We start from the raw sequence: 20,154 nt of genomic DNA, 5'->3' as shown, positions 1-20,154 counted from the left end.
AAGGGCCCGAAATGCGTCGTCCGCTTCCGCTCCTGACGCTGCTGCTCGCCCTCTCCGCGGGCCTCGGGGTGCCGGGCTGCAGCAGCCTCAACTTCGTCAAGCGCCGTCTGCCGCCGCCCACGCAGACGCCGGAGGGCGTGGTGTTCCGCTTCATGGCGCCCTCGGCGCGGATCGTCCAGCTGGCGGGCAACTGGCCGGAGAACGACTGGCTTCGGGGGCAGGCCCAGACCGGCAGCTTCCTCGTCGGCGAAATGAAGGACGAGGATGGCGACGGCATCTGGACGAGAACGCAGCGTCTCGCCCCCGGGCGCTACCAGTACAAGTTCGTGATCGACCGGGTGAACTGGAAGGAAGACCCGAACAACCCCAACCGGACCGACGACGGCTACGGCGGGTTCAACTCGTTGATCGACGTCCGATGAGACCCCTTCCCCGATTTCTCGCCGCGGTGCTCCTGCTGGCGGCTCTCGCGCCGGCGGGTTGCGGCCGCAACAAGGCCGGGCTGCTGCTCGTCCCGACCGGAATCCGACCGGCTCCGGAGACCTGGCCGGGCGGGATGACCGGATCGGTCTACTTCTACTCCGATCGCGACCCGGGCCTCGCTCTTCCGCCCTTTCCGCCAACGCGCGTCGAGCTGTTCCTCGGTGGCGTTTCGGTCGCGGTGGATTCGCTCGCACCGGACTCGCGCGATTACCACTTCACCGGACTCGCGGCGGGCACCTACAGCATGGTGGTGCGCTCCAGCGCGTTCCTCCCCGTCTCGCGCGGCGGGCTTCCGGTGCGCGACGGCGTGCTCGACGCGGGAAGCACGGTGCTCACCCTGAACGAATCGGCCGTCAATCACGCGGTGTACATCGTCGGCACGATGCCGGGCTTCGCGTTCCTCGACCTGCAGATGGGCACCACGCAATGCAATCAGGACACCGTCGGCATCCACACCTATCCCGGCGACTTCGCCGTGCCGACCGACATCCCGGCCGGTACGTACCGCCTCAAGTTCGTGGACGACGACCAGAACACGTACGACGGCAACCTGATCGGCTGGGGCGGGTCGCCCGCGGAAACGCTGGTGACGCCGCTGGCGAGCCAGCCGACGGTGCACGGTAGCGGCCCCTCGACGGACCTGGTCGTGCGTTTCGCGCAAACCGGGCAGTACGCGTTTCGGCTCGACGCACGCCGCCAGCGATTCTCGATCGCACTCATACCGCCGGCCCCAACCGCCGGCGCCCGGAGATGAAGATGAAATTCCCCGCCCGCCCGCTCGTTCCCCTGCTGCTGCTGACCCTGATCGCCGGTTGCGCCGGAGGCTGGCGTGGCGGAGCGCCACCCGCGGAATGGGCCGCCAACGGCGCGTCCGCGACCGCCACGCCGCCGCCCGCCGCCGCCGCCTCGCAGCCGGCGGGAACCCATGCGACCGCGGACGGCGTCGTGTTCGTCTGGAAGGGTGAAGGCAGCGCCGTCAACGTGGCGGGCGAGTTCAACGCCTGGAGCACCTCCGCCGATCCGATGAAGAAGCAGCCGGACGGCTCGTGGCGTCTCGAGAAGAAGCTGGCGGCCGGGAAGTACGCGTACAAGTTCGTCGTGGACGGCACCAATTGGAAGCCGGATCCGGGCGTGAGCGAGGGCGTGGACGACGGCTTCGGAGGCAAGAACAGCGTGGTGGTCGTGGGAACGGGCGCGACCGCCGCGGCCAGTGCGCCGCCCGCGGCCACGGCCGCGGCGACGGCCGCGCGGGGAGCCGGCCCCGCGGTGAGTTCGGCGGGCGTGGTCTTCCGCTTCACGGGCGCGGCGAACACGGTGAACCTCGCGGGTGAGTTCAACGCCTGGAGCACGAGCGCCGATCCGATGACGAAGGCGCCCGACGGCTCCTTCACCCTCACGAAGGCGCTGGCGCCGGGCCGTTACGCGTACAAGTTCGTCGTGGACGGCACCCAGTGGAAGGAAGATCCCAACGCGGCCGAGTTCGTGGACGACGGATACGGCGGCAAGAACAGCGTGGTCGTGGTGGGCGCAGGGGCGGGCGCTCCCGCCGCCGCGGCGGCGCCGGTGACGGCGACCTCGGCGCCTGCGGTCCGCCCGCTGGCCGCCTCGGCGAAGCCGCGCGCCCCGGAAGCCACGGCCGCCGGCGTCGTCTTCACCTACGCCGGTCCCGCGAAGTCCGGGGTCGCCCTGTGCGGCGACTTCAACTCGTGGGCCACCACCGCCGACCCCATGACCCAGCGGGCCGACGGCTCGTGGTCGTTGACGCGCAAGCTCGCTCCGGGGCGCTACGCCTACAAGTTCCTCGTGGACGGCACCGCCTGGAAATCGGACGACGGCAACTCCGAATCACAGGACGACGGGTTCGGGGGCAAGAACTCCGTCGTCGTCGTGAAGTGACTCCGGCCGAGGAGACGCACCGATGAAGCGCAACTCCCTGCTCGCGATACTTTCCGCGGGCCTGATCCTGCTCGCAACGCCCGCGTTCGCGACCAAGGTCACGTTCCGCTGGCAGCCCGTCATCGGCGGCGTCACCGCGGTCAGCGTCGCCGGCAGCTTCAACGGCTGGAACGCCACGGCCAACCCGCTCGCCGATCCGGACAAGGACGGCATCTGGTCCGCGGACGTCGAGATCCCCGCCGGCCGGGTGACCTACAAGTTCGTCGTCAACGGCGACCAGTGGATGACCGACGAGGGGGCGGCCGACTTCGAATCGGACGGCTTCGGCGGGCAGAACAGCGTGGTGGTCGTCGGCGAGAAGCCCCTGGTCGTCGGCTACGGCGCGGCGGTGAAGAAGGCCGCGCCGGTCCAGGCGGGCCTGCGACAGGTGACGTTCAGGTTCCGGCCCGCGTCGAAGCCCGATCAACTCTGGCTGTGCGGCTCGTTCAACGACTGGACGGTCGGCAAGACGCCGATGACGGACCCCGACGGCGACGGAGAGTACTCCGCCACGCTCCTGCTGGCGGCCGGTTCCTACCCGTACAAGTTCGTGGTCGGGAGCAACGGCTGGACGCAGGACAAGGCCGGGCAGGACGGCGAGGTGGACGACGGCTTCGGGGGCAAGAACTCGATCCGCAACGTGGACGAACGCTTCCCGGCGATCGAGGTCCGCAAGGGCGACGGGCGGGTGTTCGCCGACGGCGTCCAGCACACGCAGGGAGCGAGCGAACTGAATCCGCTGGGTGGCGGCAGGATCCAGTTCACGGCGCGGGCGCACCTCGACGACGTCGAGGGCGTGGACCTGGTGACCTGGCCCGCCGGCCGCGAGACGGTCACGCCGATGCCGTCGATCATGACCGACAAGGTCTACGAGTACTTCCGCGCCGAGGTCACGCTGGCGGGCGCGACACCGTACGCATTCCGCTATCGCGACGGTGGAACACCGCAGTGGCTCGGGCCGGACGGCTTCTCCGCGACCGGCGGGAAGCGTTTCACCTTCGATCCGGCGAAGTTTCCGGCGTTCGAGACGCCCGACTGGGTCAAGAACGGCGTCATCTACCAGATCTTTCCCGACCGGTTCCGCAACGGGAATCCGGCGAACGACCAGGATTTCAAGGAGTGGTACTACCAGGGCAAGACCACGCTGCCGCCCGACGGCAAGTTGAACACCGACTACCAGGAGTATTACCACCTGGTCCGCGACTGGAACGACTACCAGGCGCTCACGCAGTGTCCCTACACGCCTGACCACCGGGACTGGATGGCGTTCTACGGCGGCGACATCGCCGGCGTGCGCGAGAAGCTCGACTACCTGAAGTCGCTCGGTGTGACGATCATCTATTTCAATCCGGTCTTCGAGGCGAAGTCCACCCACAAGTACGACGCGGCCGACTACCGCAAGATCGACCCCCACTTCGGCACGAACGAGGAGTTCATCGCGTTCGTGAAGGCGGCGAAGACGAAGGGCATCCGGGTGATTCTCGACATCGTCTACAATCACTGCGGGAACTCGAACTTCGCCTTCCGCGACGCGGTCGAGAAGGGCGAGAAGTCGCCCTACTGGAGCTGGTTCCAGTTCAAGCGCTGGCCGCTTCCGGACGGCTGGCCGGCGGTGAACCATCCCTGGAAGCCGTCGGACTACTACTACTGCTGGTGGAACTTCGGCGATCTGCCCGACCTGAACTTCGACCTGTCGCGGGACGACAAGGCCGAGATCCCCATCCGCGACGTCCAGGACGCCCAGCCCAACGTCGCGCTGGTGCAGTACCTGCTGGACTCCACGGAGTACTGGCTGAAGACGGCCGACGTGGACGGCGTGCGGCTCGACGTGCCCAACGAGCTGCCGTACTGGTTCTGGAAGCTCTTCAACCAGCGCGTCAAGAAGATCAAGCCCGACGCCTACATCGTCGGCGAGTTGTGGGGCAACGCCTCCGACTACGTCCGTCCCGGCATGTACGACGCGGTCATGAACTACGCCTTCTTCCGCGACCCGGTGCTCAAGTTTCTCTGTCAGGGCCAGGGCACGGCCGCGGAGTTCGATGCGTCGCTCGCCACCGGCCGCCTCGCCTATCCGAGCCAGTCGGTGGCCGTGCAGATGAATCTCATCGACAGCCACGACACGGTGCGTTACCTGACGCAGGCGAACGGGGACGCCAGCCGTCTGAAGCTCGCCGCGCTCTTCCAGATGACCTACGTGGGCGCGCCGGCCATCTACTACGGCGACGAAATCGCCATGGAGGGCCAGCGCGACCCCGATTGCCGGCGCCCGTTCGTGTGGGACTGGGAAAAGGACGCCGGCCGCGCCGCGATGCACGACTGGTACACGCGGCTGGCGAACCTGCGGCTCGCGCACGCGGCGCTTCGCACCGGCGAGTTCCGGACGCTCGCGACCGACGGTATGAGCTACGCGTTCGAGCGAACCGACGGCAAGGAGACGTTCGTCGTCGTCATCAATGCCGGCCGGCAGGACGCCGACGTGAAGCTCGATTGTTCGCGCTGGGGGGGCCGCGCGAGCGCCGTGGACGCGCTCGTCGGCGGCGCACCGGAGGCCTGGAGCGGCACGGCCACCGTCTCGATCCCTGCCAGTTCGGGACGCGTCTTCCGCCTCTCCCGCTGAGCCGGGCGATTCGGAATCGGCCCCGTGGAACGCTCGCTCCACGGGGCCGGACCTTTCCCGCGAGGAACGGGAACTCAGGGGGTCGCGAGCAGGTACGCCAGCACGCGCTCGATGCGCGCGGCCCAGGCGGCCTCGTTGTGCCGTGCGCCCGGGATCTCCTCGTAGTGCAGGTCCCCGCCCTCTCGCCAGCCCTTCGCGACGAGCGCGTCGCGAAGGAGTCGCGCCTGCTCGAGCGCCGGGTTGGACCCGGCGGCCGGGCCCGAGCCTTCGGCGGTCCCGATATCCAGCCAGATCCGGAGCGGTTCCTTCCTTCCCGAGCGCACCCGGCGGACGATCTCGGTGTCCGCCCACCAGACGGCCGGCGAAATGCAGCCGATCAGGCCGAAGCGGTCCGGGTGCGCGAGGCCGAGGTCGAGCGCCGCCAGCCCGCCGAGCGATGAGCCGACGATGGCGGTGTGCGCGGGGTCCGTCAGCGTCCGGTACTCCCGGTTCACGAACGGCTGCAGCTCCTCGAGCAGGAAGCGGAAATAGTCCGACGATCGACCGCCGCCGTGACGGGAATCCGCCGCGGAGGTGTACTCCGCCATCCGGTCCGGGGTGTTGGCGACCGCGACCATGAGGAAGGGGCCGAGCCGGCGTGAGCGGATCAGCGCGTTGGCCGCCTCGTCCGCCCTCCACTCCTGCCCGGGAATGAAGCTGGTCGCGCCATCGAAGACGTTCTGCCCATCGCAGAAGTAGACGACCGGGTAGCGGCGGTCGGGCTGCGTCTCGTAGCCCGGGGGCAACCAGACCAGCACGTCGCGGGCCCTGACGAACTTCGACGGGAATGCGTCGTGACGGCGGACTTCGCCGGTGATCGTGTGCGAGCGGGCAACGGGAGCTTCCGTCTGGTCCCGCCACGCGGCGACCGTGACCCGGAGCGTGTCTTCCGCCCCGCCGGCGATGCCGATTCGGTTGGCGAGTTCTCCTCCCGAAGCGTCCTTCTCGACCGTCTCCCAGCTCCCGCGCGTGACCTTGTATTCGAACGCCGCGCCCGTCGGCGGAGAGAAGGACCCCGTCCAGGCACCGGACGAATCGGGCCGGAGTCGCAGCCCGGAGCCGTTCCAGGCGCCCAGTTCGGGGCGGTCCCCCGAGATCCACAGCACGGCCCCGGGCGGCGTCGAGGCGGGCGCCCTCACGACGAAGGTGACCGCGCCGTGGGCATGGCTCGCGCCCACGAGGACCGCGAGGAGCATGCCGCACAAGGCGCGAAGGCGTGGAACGGACGAAAGCACCAGTGGCCCCGGGTTCGGGAACGTGAGCGACGGAGGCGCGACGCCACAGGTTAACAGCACGAGCGCGCCGGTGCCCATGGCTGGACGGCACGGAACGCATGCCGCATCCTCATGAGCGCAAGCGACGCGCCCGTGCCCGAAATGACTTCCCGTGAGGACTTCCTGCCCATGCGCTCGAGACGGCTCCCGTTGCTGGTCCTCCCGCTCGTTTCCTGCCTGCTCCTGCCCTGCGCCGCGGCCGCGGCCTCACCGGACGGCAATGTCGAGTGGGCGGGCATCTCGCACCTCGCCTGGCAGGACCGCCGTCCGGTCTGTCCCGTCAGCGGCGAGAGCTTCCAGGTGCGCTTCCAGACCTGGCGAAACGACCTGACCTCGGCGTCGGTGCACGTGGTCGCGGGCGGGGTTCCGAGCGACGTGCCCGCTTCGAAGATCGGCGTCCGCGGGCCCTACGACGTGTGGGCCGCGACCGTGCCCGCCACCGCGCAGGCCAGCGAAAGCTACTGGATCGAGCTGACGGATGGCGCGCTCACCGATTACCTCAGCGTCGGGGGCTTGTCGCATGTCGTGCCGGCGGATGGCGGATTCGTGCTCGACTTCACCACCTACGCGCACGCGCCCGTCGGAGCGACGCTCGTGAACGGGGGCGCCTGCGTCTTCAAGGTCTGGGCCCCGACCGTCGCGGCCGCCTCGGTGCGTGGGACCTTCAATGCCTGGGGTGTCACGGCGCTCACGAAGGTCGGGGACTATTTCATCGCCAAGGTCCCGGGCGTGCCCGACCGCTCGCAGTACAAGTTCTGGTTCCCCACCCGGGTCGCGGATTCGGGCTACGCCCCCGACCCGCGGGCGCGCGGGTTCAACTCCGGCGGCAGCTACAACTCGTACATCGAAAACCCGTTCCGGTTCAGCTGGACGGACAGTGACTTCTCGACCCCCGACTTCGACCGGCTGGTGGTCTACCAGCTCCATGTCGGGTCCTTCGCGGGGCTCAACGATCCGCTCGGGCCGACGCAGAACCCGTCGAAGTACACGGACGTCGCGGCCCGTGTCGGGCACCTGAAGAGCCTGGGCGTCAACTGCGTGATGCTGAACCCCGTGACCGAGTTCCCGTACGACTTCTCTGCCGGCTACAACCCGATCACGCAATGGGCGCCCGAGTGGAAGTACGGCACCCCCGACGACTTCAAGACGCTGGTGAACGCGCTGCATGCGAACGGCATCGCGGTGCTGCTCGACATCGTCTGGAACCACTTCTCGCCCACCGACAACTTCCTCTGGGAGTACGACGGCACGCAGCAGTGGTTCGAGACCCCGGACGTGCAGACGCCGTGGGGATCGCAGGCCGCCTTCGGGCGGCCCGCCGTGGACGATTACTTCGCGAACAGCGCCCAGTACTGGCTGCAGGAATACCACCTCGACGGCTTCCGCATGGACGCCACGAGCTACATGAACCCCGGCGTGCACTCGGCCTCGGGCTGGGCGCTCATGCAGAGGTTGAACTCCGAGAAGGCGAACCGCTGGGCGGACAAGATCACGATCGCCGAGCAGCTCCCCAACAACGACTGGATCACGATGCCGGTCGCCTCCGGCGGCGCGGGTTTCGACGCGCAGTACCAGATGCTGTTCCGCGACAACATCCGGGCGGCGATCCTCGCGGCCGGCTTCGGAGACCCGAGCATGAACGACGTGCGCTCGGCGCTGCTCGGGAGCGGTGCGTGGATCAGCGGCACGCGGGCGCTCAACTACATCCAGCTCCACGACGAGGCCTGGCCATCCAGCGGCGGACAACGGCTCGTCAGGACCATCGACCCGACGGCGCCCTACGACGATGAATGGGCGCGCGGGCGGACGATGCTGGGCCTCGGGCTGACGCTCACCTCGCAGGGCATTCCGGCCATGCTGATGGGCGACGAATGGCTGGAATCGAACGACTGGAACCCCGACGGCAGCAGCCGGATCGACTGGTCGAAGAAGACGACCCATGCCGGCGTGTTCAGCTTCTACCAGCGCCTGATCGGCCTGCGCACCTCGCTCTCCGCGCTGCGGGCCTCCTCGGCGACCCACGTCTTCCACGTCAACGAGGGCGGCAACGTGATCGCCTTCCGGCGCACCGACGGGGCGGGCAATCCGGTCGTCGTGGTCGCGAACTTCTCGAACAGCGACTACGCCTCGTACCGGATCGGCGTGCCCTGGAGCGGCGCCTGGCGCGAGCTCGTGAACAGTCAGGACCCGGCCTACGGTAGTTCGGGCCCGGCCAATCCGGGCACGCTGGCCGCCGAGGCGACGCCCAACGACGGCTTCTCCCAGTCGCTGGTGCTGGCCCTGCCCAAGATGGCGTTCACGGTTCTCGCGCCGCTCGCGTATGTCGGCGTCGCCCCCACGCCTCGCGCGCCCGGGTCGCTGGCCCTGCGCGCGCCGTGGCCGAACCCGGCCCGCGGCGGCGCCGAGCTGCGCTTCAGCCTGCCGTCGCGCGCCGCGACCTCCCTCGCGCTGCTGGACCTTTCGGGGCGGCTGGTGCGGGAGCTGGATCGCGGAGAGCGCGATGCCGGCGAGCACGTCGTGCGCTGGGACGGCACCGACGGAGCGGGCCGCGCCTGCGCTCCCGGGATCTACTTCGTGAGATTGCGGGCGAACGGCGAAGCGAGAACCGTGCGTCTCGCCGTCCTGCGCTGAAGTCGGTGGTGCACCGAAGGTCGCGGCCCGCACGCGACGCGAACCGCGGGCGGAGGCACCCGCCTTCGGGCGGCGGGCCGGATCAGCCGAAGAACAGGTAGCCGATGAACACCGCCGCGATCACGCCGACGGTCTCGGCCGCCAGCGCGCAGGCGAGCGCGTGCCGGGTCTTCCTCACGCCCACGGCGCCGAAGTAGACCGCCAGCACGTAAAAGGTGGTCTCCGTGCTGCCCTGGATGACGCACGACAGCCGGCCCGCGAACGAGTCGGCGCCGTAGGTCTTCATGGTCTCGACCATCATGCCGCGCGCACCGCCGCCCGAGAGCGGTTTGATGAGGGCGGTCGGCAGCGCATCCACCCAGCGCGTGTCCAGCGAGAGGTTCGAGACCCCGGACTTGACCCAGGCCAGGAACGCCTCGAGAGCTCCGCTGGCCCGCAACGCGCCGACCGCGACCAGGATCGCGACCAGGTAGGGCACGATGCCGACCGCGACCTGGAATCCCTCCTTCGCACCCTCGATGAACGTCTCGTACAGCGGCACCCGGCGGACGGCGCCGGCGACGAGGAACGTGGTGATCAGCCCGACGAGGATCGCGTTCGCCAGCAGGCCGGATTGGGCCGCCACCGACGCCGCGTCGAGCCGCGAGAAGTAGGCGACCAGACCGCCCATGACCGCGGTGAGCACCCCCAGCCAGCCGAGCACGACCCCGTTCCACAGGTTCAGGCGCTGCACCGCGGCGACCAGCAGCAGGCCGAACACGTCGCTGATGTAGGTCGCGATCAGGATTGGCACGAACACGTCGGCCGGGTTCGCCGCGCCCAGCTGCGCCCGGAAGGTCATGATGGAGATCGGAACCAGCGTCACGGAGGACGCGTTCATGACCACGAACAGCACCATGTCGTTCGAGGCCGTGTCCGCCGACGGATTGAGGCTCTGCAGCTCCTTCATGGCCTTCAACCCGAGCGGCGTGGCCGCGTTGTCGAGCCCCAGCATGTTGGCGGAGCGGTTCATGACGATCGCGCCCGAGGCCGGGTGCCCGGCGGGGATCCCCGGGAACAGGCGCCGGAAGAGCGGTCCGACGATGGTCGCGATCAGGTCGGTGATCCCGCCCCGCTCCGCGATGCGCATCAGGCCCAGCCACAGGCTCATCACGCCGGTCAGACCGAGCGCGATCTCGAAACCGGTCTTCGAGGAGTCGAACAGCGAGGAGACGACGGCCTGCAGCGCTTCCGGCTTTCCTCCGGCCAGGGCCGGCACGAGCGCGGCCACGAAGGCGACGAGGAAGAACGCGGCCCAGATCCAGTTCAGCATGGCGCGCAGCATAGGGGCGCGTGCGAGCCCCGGCCAGCGCCGAATGCACCGACCCGGCGGCGCGCCCGCCGGACCGTTCCCTGCTACACTGCGCCGCCAGCGCCGGACGGCGCCACGCGCCGTCCGCGCCGCACCCACCCGCCCCATCGAGGCCTCGACGACCCCGGAACGGAGCGTCGCTCGCGGGCCATGAGCAACCGCCGGATCCGTTCCCGTGGAGGAGAACTCATGCCGACCCAGTCCGTGTCCCAGGGCGAGGCGACGCTTTCGCTCGACGGCAAGACGCTCACGCTGCCCGTCGTGCGTGGCAGCGAGGGCGAGCACGCCATCAACATCGAGAAGCTGCGCGGGCAGTCCGGCTTCATCACGCTCGATCCGGGCTACGGCAGCACGGGATCCTGCCGCAGTGCGATCACGTTCATTGACGGCGACCGCGGCATCCTGCGCTACCGCGGCTATCCGATCGACGAACTGGCCGAGAAGGCGACGTTCCTCGAGGTCGCTTGGCTCCTGATCTACGGCGAACTGCCCACGCAGGCCCAGCTCGAGGAGTTCCGTGGCGCCGTCACCCGCCACACGCTGCTGCACGAGAACTTCCGCCGCTTCTTCGAGGCCTTCCCCAAGGACGCCCACCCGATGGCCGTGTGCGCCTCGTCGGTCGCCGCGCTCACCACCTTCTACCAGGCGCCCGAGACGGAGGCGAACGTCGGGGAATCCGTGATCCGCCTGATCGCCAAGATCCCGACGATCGCCGCCTATGCCTACAAGCACTCGATCGGTCAGCCGGCGATGTATCCGCAGAACGACCTCGACTACGCGTCGAACTTCCTGCACATGATGTTCGCGACGCCGTGCGAGGAGTACCGCCCCGACCCCGAGCTGGCGCGCACGCTCGACATGCTGCTCATCCTGCACGCGGACCACGAGCAGAACTGCTCGACCAGCACGGTGCGCATGGTCGGAAGCTCGCGCGCCAACCTGTACGCGAGCATCTCGGCCGGCATCAGCGCGCTGTGGGGACCGCTGCACGGCGGCGCCAACCAGGAAGTCATCGAGATGCTGGAGCGGATCGAGGCCGAGGAAGGCAGCGCGGAGAAATTCCTCGCCCGGGCCAAGGACCGGAACGAGACGACGCGCCTGATGGGCTTCGGCCATCGCGTCTACAAGAACTACGACCCGCGCGCGGCCATCCTCAAGAAACACTGCGAAGCCGTCATCCGGCGGGTGGGCATGTCGAGCCGTCTGCTGGAGATCGCCATGAAGCTCGAGGAGATCGCGCTTCACGACGACTACTTCGTCTCGCGCAAGCTCTACCCGAACGTGGACTTCTACTCGGGCGTCATCTACAAGGCCCTCGGTATTCCGGTGAACATGTTCACGGTCATGTTCACCATGGGCCGACTGCCCGGCTGGATCGCGCAATGGCTCGAGATGCGGCGCGACCCCGATTTCAAGATCAGCCGGCCGCGACAGATCTACACGGGCCCGCCGCAGCGTGCGTACGTGCCCGTGAGCCAGCGGGCCTGAGCGACCCGCGCGGGACCGCCCGGGTCGCAATCGCCCAGGCGGTCCCGGACCGACGCGCTCCCGTTCGTATGGCGCGGCCCTCAGCCCGCCGACACTTCGACGGGCTCGCCGAGTGGCCGCTCCTCGCAGTCCCCCGCGCCGCCGTCCTCCCAGGCCAGCATCAGCAGCTCGGCATCCTGCCCGATCGCCAGCACGGGGTGGTGCCAGACGCCGCGGCGCAGGTTGACGCCGCTGCCCGGGGGACACCGAAAGGCGCGCAACGCGCCCTCGTCCGGGCCGCCGTCGGCCCGGTTCGGAGCGACGACCAGCAGCCACTCGCCGCCGCGCAACGCCGCGAAGAGCTGCGTCGAGTGTGGATGCCGCTCGAGCAGCGTGATCCGCCGCGGCAGCGTCTGCGCGTCGCAACGGAACAGGGCGACGTTGGGGCGCGCCGACTCGCGGGTGTTCTCGAGCGTCGCGAGGCGATCGGCGCGGCCGGCGGTGCCGAGGTTCACTCGGCGGGCGAATGCTGCCGGCGCGGTGAGCAGTTCGCCGAACGGCGCGAAGGCCTCGCGATCCATCGGCGCCGCGACGACGCGGCGCGGCCGGGCGGCCATCAAGTTCCCCGATACGTCGTGTAGCCGAAGGCGCCGAGCAGCAGCGGGACGTGATAGTGGCCGGCCGGATCGTCCACGCGGAAGGTGATCTCGACGACGGGAAAGAAGCCCGGAGAACCCTGCGCCGAACTCCACCCCTGCAGATCGAAGCGCAGCCGGTGAGTGCCCGCCGCCACCTCGCGGCCCGCGGGCACGAGCGAGCGCACCCGGCCGTCCGTGTCGCTCTCGGCCGAGCCGATGGGTACCCAGGCGTCCCCGCGGCGTTCCTCGAGCGTCACCGGAATGCCGACGGCCGGGCGGCCTCGACCCGTGTCGAGGATGTGCGTGCTGATTCCCAAGACCGACCTCCGCTGCAAGAGAAGCTTTGGCGACTCAGTCTGCGTGCGCGTCGAGCCAGCGCCCGATGCGCAGCCGGACAATGCGCGCCAGCTCGAGCGACGCGTTCGAGATCTCCGCCGGCCGGTCGTTCTCGAGGCGCTCCTCGAGCAACTCCAGCAGCTCGCGCGCCCCGCGACCGCTCGCGAAGGCGAGGAATGGAAAGCCGAACTTGCGGGCATAGGCTTCGCCGCCGGCGGACAGCCGCTCGCGCAGCTCCGAAGCCGAGGCGCCCAGGGCCGCCTGCTCGCGGCGCGAGGATTCGGCGTGCGGCGTCGAGTCGGTCGCAACCGGGGCGGCGCCGAGCCGCGGATGCGCCGAGAAGGCGGCGATCAAGTCCGTCTCGCCAAGAGACGCCAGTGCCGCAGCCGCCTGTGCGAGGAGTTCCCGCACCGTGACGACGGGCAGGCGGGACTCCAGAGCCCGGGCGAACTCCGCCGAGGCCCCGAAGCCGCTCAGCGTTTCCTGCCGCGCTGCCGGCGGCTGCTCGAGAAGATGGGCGAGCGCCCGGCGCTCGCCCGCGGAGTCCGCGGCCTCGCCGAAAACGCGCAGCCGGTTCACGCCGCCGTGCGGAAGGATGTGGACGCGAAGGTGCGTGACCACGCGGCCGAAGGCCGGCACCAACCGGTGCCGCCGGTGCTGCGAGACCACCGTCCGTCCCACCAGCGTCCGCCACGCGGACTCGGACGCGAGGCTTGCCTTCACCTCGCTGGAATCCATCTCCCCCGCTTCCGCGCCGGCGTCGAGCCACTCGATGCGGACCGCCTGCGGCGCGTTGCCCTTGAAGAAGTGGGTGTCGAGCTCGAGATGCTGCACCAGCCCCCGCCGGCCGAGCCGGATCACGCACCAGTCCGAGCCGGGCGTGCGGCGACGCCGGGTTTCCCAGCCATCACCCATGTTCGTTCCACGCCCCGGCAGCAGCAGGTTGCCGGGCGGGCCGAAGAACGAATCGCTCGCGAGCGCGATCGTTCCGCCGTTCTCGATGGCCGCGAGGTCCACCGACCCCGGCCCCCGGAAGACGTCCGCTTCGGGACGGACGCGGCCGAAGACGCGCAGTCGGGCGACGCCGCCGTCGGGGTGGATGTGCAGCCGCACGTGGGTGGCGCGGGGCGGCGCCGCGGCCGCGAGCACGTTGACGGAATCCGGGCGGACCGCCGTTCTCGGCACGCACTCGACCCAGGCGCGGCCCGCGAGCGACGCGGCCTCCGCGGCGTCGTGGGCTCGTGGCATCGCGAGCAGTTCCTCGAGGGACGTGTCGGACGGCGCCTCGAGCGCTTCGAGCGAGACTTCCTGGGGAGCGTTGCCCTTGAAGTGCGTCGTGTCGCAGACGATCGCCTCGATCCGCCCGGGGATGCCGAGACGGACGATGGCCCAGTCGTGTCCCGGGCTGCGGCGCCGCGCGGACTCCCAGCCGTCCATCCATTTCCCACGTTCCGTGTACGCCCCCTCGCGCCACTCGGGCGCGTGCGGACGCAGCAGCGATTCCTTGGGAGCGAAATAGTCGTCGGTCGCGAACAGGACGAACGCACCGGTCGCATCCAGTGAGAGTTCCGTCAGGTGGGCGAGCGCCTCGGGCGTCGCAAGGGGCTGCACGTCGTTTCCTTTCTAGGAGCGCGCGGGCGTCCCGCGCCGCCGGTGCACCGGCAGGTAAGTCCCGCCGGGAGGTTCGACGAAGCCGCGGCCGGCATCATAGACGAGCCGGCCGCGAAGCCAGGTCTGCCGGACGACTCCGCGGAGCGTGCGTCCCGCCCACGGCGACAGGGGATGACGGTGCTGCAGGTGTCCGGGTTCGACCGTGAACTCGGCCGCATCGTCCCACAGCACGAAATCGGCGTCGCGCCCCGGCGCGAGACTCCCCTTGCGGCCTTGGAGGCCGGCGAGCGCGGCAGGGGCCGAGGAGAGCCAGCGGAACAGGTGTCCGGGCGTGACGCCGCGCGCGGCCGCGCCGGTCCAGACCGCGGGCAGCAGCAGTTGCAGCGAGGCGATGCCACCCCAGGCCAGCAGGAAATCGCCGCTGGCCCTGTCCTTGAGTTCCGGCGGGCAGGGCGAGTGGTCGCTCGCCACCAGATCGAGCGCGCCCGAAAGGAGCGCGGCCCACAGCGCCTGCCGATGCTCGGCGCCGCGAAGCGGCGGAGCGCACTTGAACTCGGTGGCGCCGGCGGGAACGTCGCCGGCGACGAAGCTCAGGTAGTGCGGACAGGTCTCCCCCGTGATGGGTACGCCTTCGGCGCGGGCGCGCGCGATGCGCTCCGCGCCGCCCCGGCTCGAAACATGCACGACATGGATGTGGGCGTGGTGCCGCCGCGCGAGGTGCACCAGCAGATCGATCGCCTCCTCCTCCACCTCCGGGGGGCGAAGGGCGAGCCAGGTCGCATACGCGCGCGGGTCGCCCGCCGTGGCGGCCGATGCCGCGCGCGCGAGCGCCGCCGGGGATTCCGCATGCACGAGCAGGGGCATTCCCAGGTCGCGCAGCTGCGGCAGCGTCGCCTCGAGCTCCGCTTCGCCGACGTGCGGGAACTCGGGGACGCCGGAGGGGCACAGGAAGCACTTGATGCCGGCCACCCCGAGCGCCGCAAGTTCCGAAAGCGGAGCGCGCTCGGCCGAAACGAGTCCGCCCCACAGCGCGACGTCCACGCGCGCCTTTCCGGCCAGCGCCTCGCGGCGGGCGCGAACGCCCGCTTCGCCGGTCGTGGGCGGGAGGCCGTTCAGCGGCATTTCGACGAGCGTCGTCACTCCGCCGGCCGCGGCGGCCGAGGTCGCGCTCGACCAGCCTTCCCAATCCGTCCGCCCGGGTTCGTTGACGTGGACGTGCGCGTCCACGACACCCGGAGCGACGAGCAGCTCGCCGGCCTCGACCAACGCTTCGCCGCGGGGCGAATCATCGGCGGCGCCGATGCCGGCGATCCGACCCCCCCGCACGTGCACCGCCGCGGGCCGCACGGCGCCGTCCACGAGCACCCGCGCACCGCGAAGGACGAACGAGTCGTTCACGGCCGGGAGCCGGCTCCGCCGTGCGTCTGCTGCCAGGCCCAGGCGCCGAGGGTGACGCGCTCCTCGTCGGTGATGCCCGTCAGGTTGCCGAGCGGCATGGTCTTGGTCTCGACGACCCGGAACAGGATGCGGTCGGCGTAGGCGCGCATCTGTTCGGGGCTCTCGAACACCACGCCCGCGGGCGGCGCCGTGAAGGCCTCGTTGCCGGGATGCGTCGCGTGGCAGCTCGCGCAACGCGCCTGCACGATCGCCCGGGCCGTCGCGTCGTCCACCGGAGCGTGACCGGCGAGCGCGCGCACCCCGGCGCCGGGACCGGGCGGAAGCGTGAAGGCGATCGCGCCGGCCAGGCTCGCGAGCGTTCCCGCCACGACCGGCCACGGCGTCGCCGCGAGCCGGTTCATCATCAGCTTGGCGCCGGCGCCGAAGACGAACAGCAACCCGAGCACCGCCCAGGCGTGCGGCGCTCCGTAAAGCGCCGGGAAGTGGTTCGACAGCATCATCAGCAGCACGGGCAGGGTCAGGTAGTGGTTGTGCGTCGAGCGCTCCTTGGCGCGCAGGCCGTGCGAGACGTCCACGGCGCGACCCTCGCGGGTGGCCGCGACCATCCGCGACTGCCCGGGGATGATCACGAAGAAGACGTTGGCGGTCATGATCGTGCCGCACGCCGCCCCGGTGAGCAGGAACGCGGCCCGCGGCGTGAAGACCTGGCCGAGCCACCAGGCGGCGGCGGTGACGACGGCCAGGCCCGCGACGGCGAACGCCGGGCCGCGCAGCGCCGGGATCCGGCACAGTCCCTCGTAGACGAGCCACCCCGCCACCAGCACGCCGAAGGCGATCGCGACGGCGGAGCCCTGCGCCAGGGTCGAATCCGGGCCGAGGAGCATCGCGCGGCCGCCGAGTCCGAAGACCACGGCCAGCAGGAGCACGCCGGTGATCCACGTCGAATAGCTCTGCCACATGAACCAGTAGAGCCGCTCCGGCAGTCGCGCGAGCGAACGGTACTTGACGACCTCGTAGAAGCCGCCCGAATGCGTCATCCACAGTTCGCCGGCCACGTCGCCGGGGCGATCCTCCCGTCCGCGCCGGAGCGAGGAGTCCAGCCACATGAACAGGAACGAATCGCCGATCCACATGATGGCCGCGACCACGTGGGCCACGCGCAGCAGGACGTTCAGCCACTCGTGCAGGAAGGCGTTCATGGTTCCCCAAGGATTGGAGCGTCACGGCGGGAATGCGGGAATGTAGCGAGCCGGCCGCGCGCCCGACAAGCGATCGCCGCTCGCGGGCGCGGGCTGCGGCGGTCGTACGCGGCGTCTCCCGGCGCATCGCGGGCCCGAACCGGGGCATGCTATTCTCCCCGGCCAACCGAAAGGGGTATTCCCAGATGCTGACGAAAGACGTCCTTCGCCTGGACGCGGCGGCCGCCGTCTCGGAGATCGAGGAAGCAATTCGCAGCCAGGTGCTCGGCACGCTCAAGCGCCGCGGCGTGGTGGTCGGCGTTTCCGGCGGCATTGACAGCTCGGTCACGGCCGCTCTGTGCGCCCGCGCCCTCGGCGGCGAGCGGGTGCAGGCGCTGCTCATGCCGGAGCGGGACTCCTCCGACGCCTCGCTGGAACTCGGCCGGGCGCTGGGCACGCGCTTCGGCATTCCGACGCTGGTCGAGAACATCGGCCCGATCGTGGCGGCGGCGGGATGTTACGAGCGGCAGGACGAGGCCATTCGCATGGTGTTCCCGGACTACCGGTCCGGCTGGAAGTTCAAGGTCACGCTGCCGTCCATCCTCGACGGCGACCGGATCAACGTCTCCGAGCTGACCGTTCAGTCGCCCGATGGCGCCAGCCGCACGGCGAAGGTGCCGCTCAAGCCGTACCTGCAGTTGATCGCCGCGACGAACTTCAAGCAGCGGATCCGCAAGATGATGGAGTACTACCACGCGGATCGCCTCAACTACGCCGTGGCGGGAACTCCGAACCGGCTCGAGTACGACCAGGGCTTCTTCGTGAAGCAGGGCGACGGCGCGGCGGATTTCAAGCCGATCGCCCACCTGTACAAGACCCAGGTCTTCCAGCTGGCGGAACACCTCGGGGTTCCCGACGAGATCCGCCGGCGCACGCCGACCACCGACACGTTCTCGCTGCCGCAGACGCAGGAGGAGTTTTACTTCGCGCTTCCCTACGACCGCATGGACCTGTGCCTCTACGGGCGCAACCACGGCGTGCCGGCCGCGGAGCTGGCCGGCGTCGTCGGGCTGACCGCCGAACAGGTCGAGCGCGTCTACCGCGACATCGACCAGAAACGGCGCAGCACCCGCTACCTGCAGCTTCACCCGATGCTCGTCCATCCGGTCGCGGAGATCTCGCACTGATGTGCGGCATCGCCGGCGTGATCCACCTCCGCGCCGGGGCGCCCCCGATCGAGCTCGAGGCGCTGGGCCGGATGGCGACCGCGCTGCGTCACCGCGGGCCGGACGAGTGCGGCGCCTACCGCGAGCGGCGCGCCGGGCTCGCGCACACGCGACTTTCCATCATCGACCTGTCCACGGGGCAGCAACCCCTGGCCAACGAAGACGGCACGCTGTGGATTTCGTTCAACGGCGAGATCTTCAACTACGTCGAGCTGCGCGCCGAGCTCGAGGCGCTGGGGCACGCCTTTCGCACGCGCAGCGACACCGAGGTGATCGTTCACGCGTGGGAGGCCTGGGGCGAGCGCGCCTTCGCGCGCTTCAACGGCCAGTGGGCGATCGCGCTGTGGGACGAAAAGGCCGGCCGGCTCGTCCTCTCCCGTGACCCGCTGGGGGTGCGGCCCCTCTACTTCGCCGAGCACGACGGCCGCCTGTGGTTCGCGAGCGAGGTGAAGGCGCTGTTCGCCGGCGAGCCGGCCCTGACGCGTGCGATCGATCCGCTGGGACTCGCCGAGGTCTTCACCTTCTGGTCCACCGTTCCCCCGCGCACGGTCTTCGCCGGCGTTCGCGAGCTGGAACCCGGTCACGTGCGCTGCTACGTGGAGGGACGCGTCACCGACCGCGCCTTCTGGGAGCCGAGTTATCCGGAAGCCGGATCGGACGACTTCGCCGGCGACTTCGAAGCGGCGGCGGGAGCCACGCGCGAGGCGCTCGAGGAGGCCACGCGCCTGCGCATGCTGCGCTCGGACGTGCCGGTGGGCAGTTACCTCTCGGGCGGCATCGACAGCTCGCTCGTCGCCGCTCTCGGCCTGCGCTCCATGGGCCGCAACTTCCAGACCTTCTCGCTGCGCTTCCGGGACGCCGAGTACGACGAGACGGAGTTCCAGCGGCTCATGGTCGAGCGTCTCGGCAGCCGGCATCACGAGGTGGTCGTTTCGCGCGCGGACATCGCCCGCGTCTTCCCGGAGGTGATCGCCCACACCGAGCGGCCGGTCCTGCGCACCGCGCCCGCGCCCCTGTTCCTGCTGTCGCGTCTGGTGCGCGACACGGGCATCAAGGTGGTGCTCACGGGCGAGGGCGCCGACGAGATGTTCGCCGGCTACGATCTTTTTCGTGAAGCCCGCCTGCGCCGCTTCTGGGCGCGCCAGCCGCAGTCCACCGCACGCCCGCGACTGCTCGAGCGGCTCTATCCCTACCTCGAGCGCTCGCCGGTTGCGCAGGCGGCGATGGCCCGGCAGTTCTTCGGCCAGGACCTCGCGTCCTGGCGCTCGCCGGGGTTCGGGCACGGCACGCGCTGGCGCGGCGCCGCCGCGCTGCGCCGCCTGCTCTCGGCCGACCTGCAGGCCGCGATTTCCGGCTTCGACCCGGTCGCCGAGCAGATCGCGAAGCTGCCTTCCTCCTTCCCCCGCTGGACCCCGCTCGCCCAGGACCAGTACCTCGAGGTCCGCACGCTTCTGTCGGCCTACCTGCTCTCCTCGCAGGGCGACCGCATGCTGATGGCGAACTCCGTCGAGGGCCGCTTCCCGTTCCTCGACCGCGAGGTGGTGGCGCTGGCCAACTCGCTCCCGGACCGCTTCAAGCTGGCGGGCCTCGACGAGAAGGCCGTACTCAAGAAGGTGGCGGCCGACCTCGTCCCGCCCGCCATCCTGCAGCGCAAGAAGCAGCCGTACCGGGCGCCCGACGCCCTGTCCTTCGTGGGCGAGGACGCACCCGGATGGATCGCGGAGTCGCTGTCGGAAGGCAGCGTGCGCTCCGCCGGCCTGTTCGATGCGGAGGTGACCGCCCGCTTTCACCGCAAGTGCCTCGAGCGGCGGGTGGAGTCGCAGTTCTCGAATGCCGACAACATGGCCCTGGTGGGCCTGCTGTCCACGCAGCTCCTGCACCGGACGTTTGTCGCGCAGAAGCCCGGGGGTGGACCGGCGGCCGCCTTTGGAACCCGGATCGACCGCCTATCGGGAACCCGCTCGTGACCC

General features: G+C 70.1%; 15 protein-coding genes. 8 read left to right on the top strand and 7 right to left on the bottom strand.

The features are described from left to right. Positions 1-11 precede the first annotated feature (11 nt). The 4 genes from IT347_01225 to IT347_01210 are packed head-to-tail and all read left to right on the top strand — an operon-like array spanning position 12 to position 5,035. Complete coding sequence (locus IT347_01225; protein ID MCC6348197.1) at positions 12-422, top strand: glycogen-binding domain-containing protein; 411 nt, start codon at positions 12-14, stop codon at positions 420-422. Beyond that, positions 419-1,237, top strand: coding sequence for a hypothetical protein (locus IT347_01220; protein MCC6348196.1), 819 nt, complete (start codon positions 419-421; stop codon positions 1,235-1,237). Before IT347_01225 ends, IT347_01220 begins: the two co-directional genes overlap by 4 nt. Positions 1,238-1,239: 2 nt before the next feature. Continuing rightward, positions 1,240-2,379 carry a hypothetical protein gene (locus IT347_01215; protein ID MCC6348195.1) on the top strand — a complete coding sequence of 380 codons (1,140 nt, stop codon included), beginning with the start codon at positions 1,240-1,242 and terminating at the stop codon, positions 2,377-2,379. 22 nt (positions 2,380-2,401) lie between these two features. Then, positions 2,402-5,035, top strand: coding sequence for a hypothetical protein (locus IT347_01210; GenBank protein MCC6348194.1), 2,634 nt, complete (start codon positions 2,402-2,404; stop codon positions 5,033-5,035). 74 nt (positions 5,036-5,109) lie between these two features. On the opposite strand, the gene IT347_01205 is transcribed toward IT347_01210, so the two are convergent. Next, a complete protein-coding gene (locus IT347_01205; protein MCC6348193.1) occupies positions 5,110-6,270 on the bottom strand; it encodes a carbohydrate esterase in 1,161 nt (386 codons plus the stop codon). A gap of 180 nt (positions 6,271-6,450) precedes the next feature. On the opposite strand from IT347_01205, the gene IT347_01200 reads away from it, so the two are divergent. Then, entirely contained in the window at positions 6,451-8,979 is a 2,529-nt protein-coding gene (locus IT347_01200; GenBank protein MCC6348192.1) for an alpha amylase C-terminal domain-containing protein, read from the top strand. Between the two features lie 82 nt (positions 8,980-9,061). Here IT347_01200 and IT347_01195 read toward each other — a convergent pair whose 3' ends face one another. Then, complete coding sequence (locus tag IT347_01195; GenBank protein ID MCC6348191.1) at positions 9,062-10,291, bottom strand: spore maturation protein; 1,230 nt, start codon at positions 10,289-10,291, stop codon at positions 9,062-9,064. A gap of 228 nt (positions 10,292-10,519) precedes the next feature. Between IT347_01195 and IT347_01190 the strand changes: the two genes are divergently transcribed. After that, on the top strand, positions 10,520-11,818 hold the full coding sequence (locus IT347_01190; protein MCC6348190.1) for a citrate synthase: 1,299 nt from the start codon (positions 10,520-10,522) through the stop codon (positions 11,816-11,818). Positions 11,819-11,898: 80 nt separating this feature from the next. On the opposite strand, the gene IT347_01185 is transcribed toward IT347_01190, so the two are convergent. The 5 genes from IT347_01185 to IT347_01165 are packed head-to-tail and all read right to left on the bottom strand — an operon-like array spanning position 11,899 to position 16,979. Next, a complete protein-coding gene (locus tag IT347_01185) occupies positions 11,899-12,414 on the bottom strand; it encodes an ureidoglycolate lyase (GenBank protein MCC6348189.1) in 516 nt (171 codons plus the stop codon). Then, entirely contained in the window at positions 12,414-12,752 is a 339-nt protein-coding gene (gene uraH / locus IT347_01180) for a hydroxyisourate hydrolase (protein MCC6348188.1), read from the bottom strand. Before uraH ends, IT347_01185 begins: the two co-directional genes overlap by 1 nt. Before the next feature lie 34 nt (positions 12,753-12,786). Continuing rightward, positions 12,787-14,382, bottom strand: coding sequence for an allantoicase (gene alc, locus IT347_01175; GenBank protein ID MCC6348187.1), 1,596 nt, complete (start codon positions 14,380-14,382; stop codon positions 12,787-12,789). 12 nt (positions 14,383-14,394) lie between these two features. Beyond that, on the bottom strand, positions 14,395-15,780 hold the full coding sequence (gene allB / locus IT347_01170; GenBank protein MCC6348186.1) for an allantoinase AllB: 1,386 nt from the start codon (positions 15,778-15,780) through the stop codon (positions 14,395-14,397). Beyond that, on the bottom strand, positions 15,777-16,979 hold the full coding sequence (locus IT347_01165) for a urate hydroxylase PuuD (protein MCC6348185.1): 1,203 nt from the start codon (positions 16,977-16,979) through the stop codon (positions 15,777-15,779). The genes allB and IT347_01165 overlap by 4 nt, the downstream gene beginning before the upstream one ends. Before the next feature lie 185 nt (positions 16,980-17,164). Between IT347_01165 and nadE the strand changes: the two genes are divergently transcribed. Both nadE and asnB read left to right on the top strand, forming a co-directional pair. After that, positions 17,165-18,145 (top strand): NAD(+) synthase, encoded by a 981-nt coding sequence (nadE, locus tag IT347_01160; protein MCC6348184.1) that lies wholly within the window; start codon positions 17,165-17,167, stop codon positions 18,143-18,145. After that, positions 18,145-20,151, top strand: coding sequence for an asparagine synthase (glutamine-hydrolyzing) (gene asnB, locus IT347_01155; protein ID MCC6348183.1), 2,007 nt, complete (start codon positions 18,145-18,147; stop codon positions 20,149-20,151). Before nadE ends, asnB begins: the two co-directional genes overlap by 1 nt. The last annotated feature ends 3 nt before the right edge of the window (positions 20,152-20,154 follow it).

The organism is Candidatus Eisenbacteria bacterium (assembly GCA_020847735.1).
Classification (GTDB): Bacteria; Eisenbacteria; RBG-16-71-46; order RBG-16-71-46; family RBG-16-71-46; genus CAIXRL01.
The sequence above is the reverse complement of the archived record's forward strand: the minus strand, read 5'-3'. Positions and strand labels throughout refer to the sequence as shown.

Coding starts and splice junctions, on each gene's coding strand:
- IT347_01205 (MCC6348193.1), bottom strand. CDS start 6,270: ATGCTCCTCGCGGTCCTCGTGGGCGCGAGCCATGCCCACGGCGCGGTC.
- IT347_01210 (MCC6348194.1), top strand. CDS start 2,402: ATGAAGCGCAACTCCCTGCTCGCGATACTTTCCGCGGGCCTGATCCTG.
- asnB (MCC6348183.1), top strand. CDS start 18,145: ATGTGCGGCATCGCCGGCGTGATCCACCTCCGCGCCGGGGCGCCCCCG.
- IT347_01225 (MCC6348197.1), top strand. CDS start 12: ATGCGTCGTCCGCTTCCGCTCCTGACGCTGCTGCTCGCCCTCTCCGCG.
- nadE (MCC6348184.1), top strand. CDS start 17,165: ATGCTGACGAAAGACGTCCTTCGCCTGGACGCGGCGGCCGCCGTCTCG.
- IT347_01215 (MCC6348195.1), top strand. CDS start 1,240: ATGAAATTCCCCGCCCGCCCGCTCGTTCCCCTGCTGCTGCTGACCCTG.
- IT347_01200 (MCC6348192.1), top strand. CDS start 6,451: ATGACTTCCCGTGAGGACTTCCTGCCCATGCGCTCGAGACGGCTCCCG.
- IT347_01190 (MCC6348190.1), top strand. CDS start 10,520: ATGCCGACCCAGTCCGTGTCCCAGGGCGAGGCGACGCTTTCGCTCGAC.
- IT347_01165 (MCC6348185.1), bottom strand. CDS start 16,979: ATGAACGCCTTCCTGCACGAGTGGCTGAACGTCCTGCTGCGCGTGGCC.
- IT347_01185 (MCC6348189.1), bottom strand. CDS start 12,414: ATGGCCGCCCGGCCGCGCCGCGTCGTCGCGGCGCCGATGGATCGCGAG.
- IT347_01195 (MCC6348191.1), bottom strand. CDS start 10,291: ATGCTGAACTGGATCTGGGCCGCGTTCTTCCTCGTCGCCTTCGTGGCC.
- IT347_01220 (MCC6348196.1), top strand. CDS start 419: ATGAGACCCCTTCCCCGATTTCTCGCCGCGGTGCTCCTGCTGGCGGCT.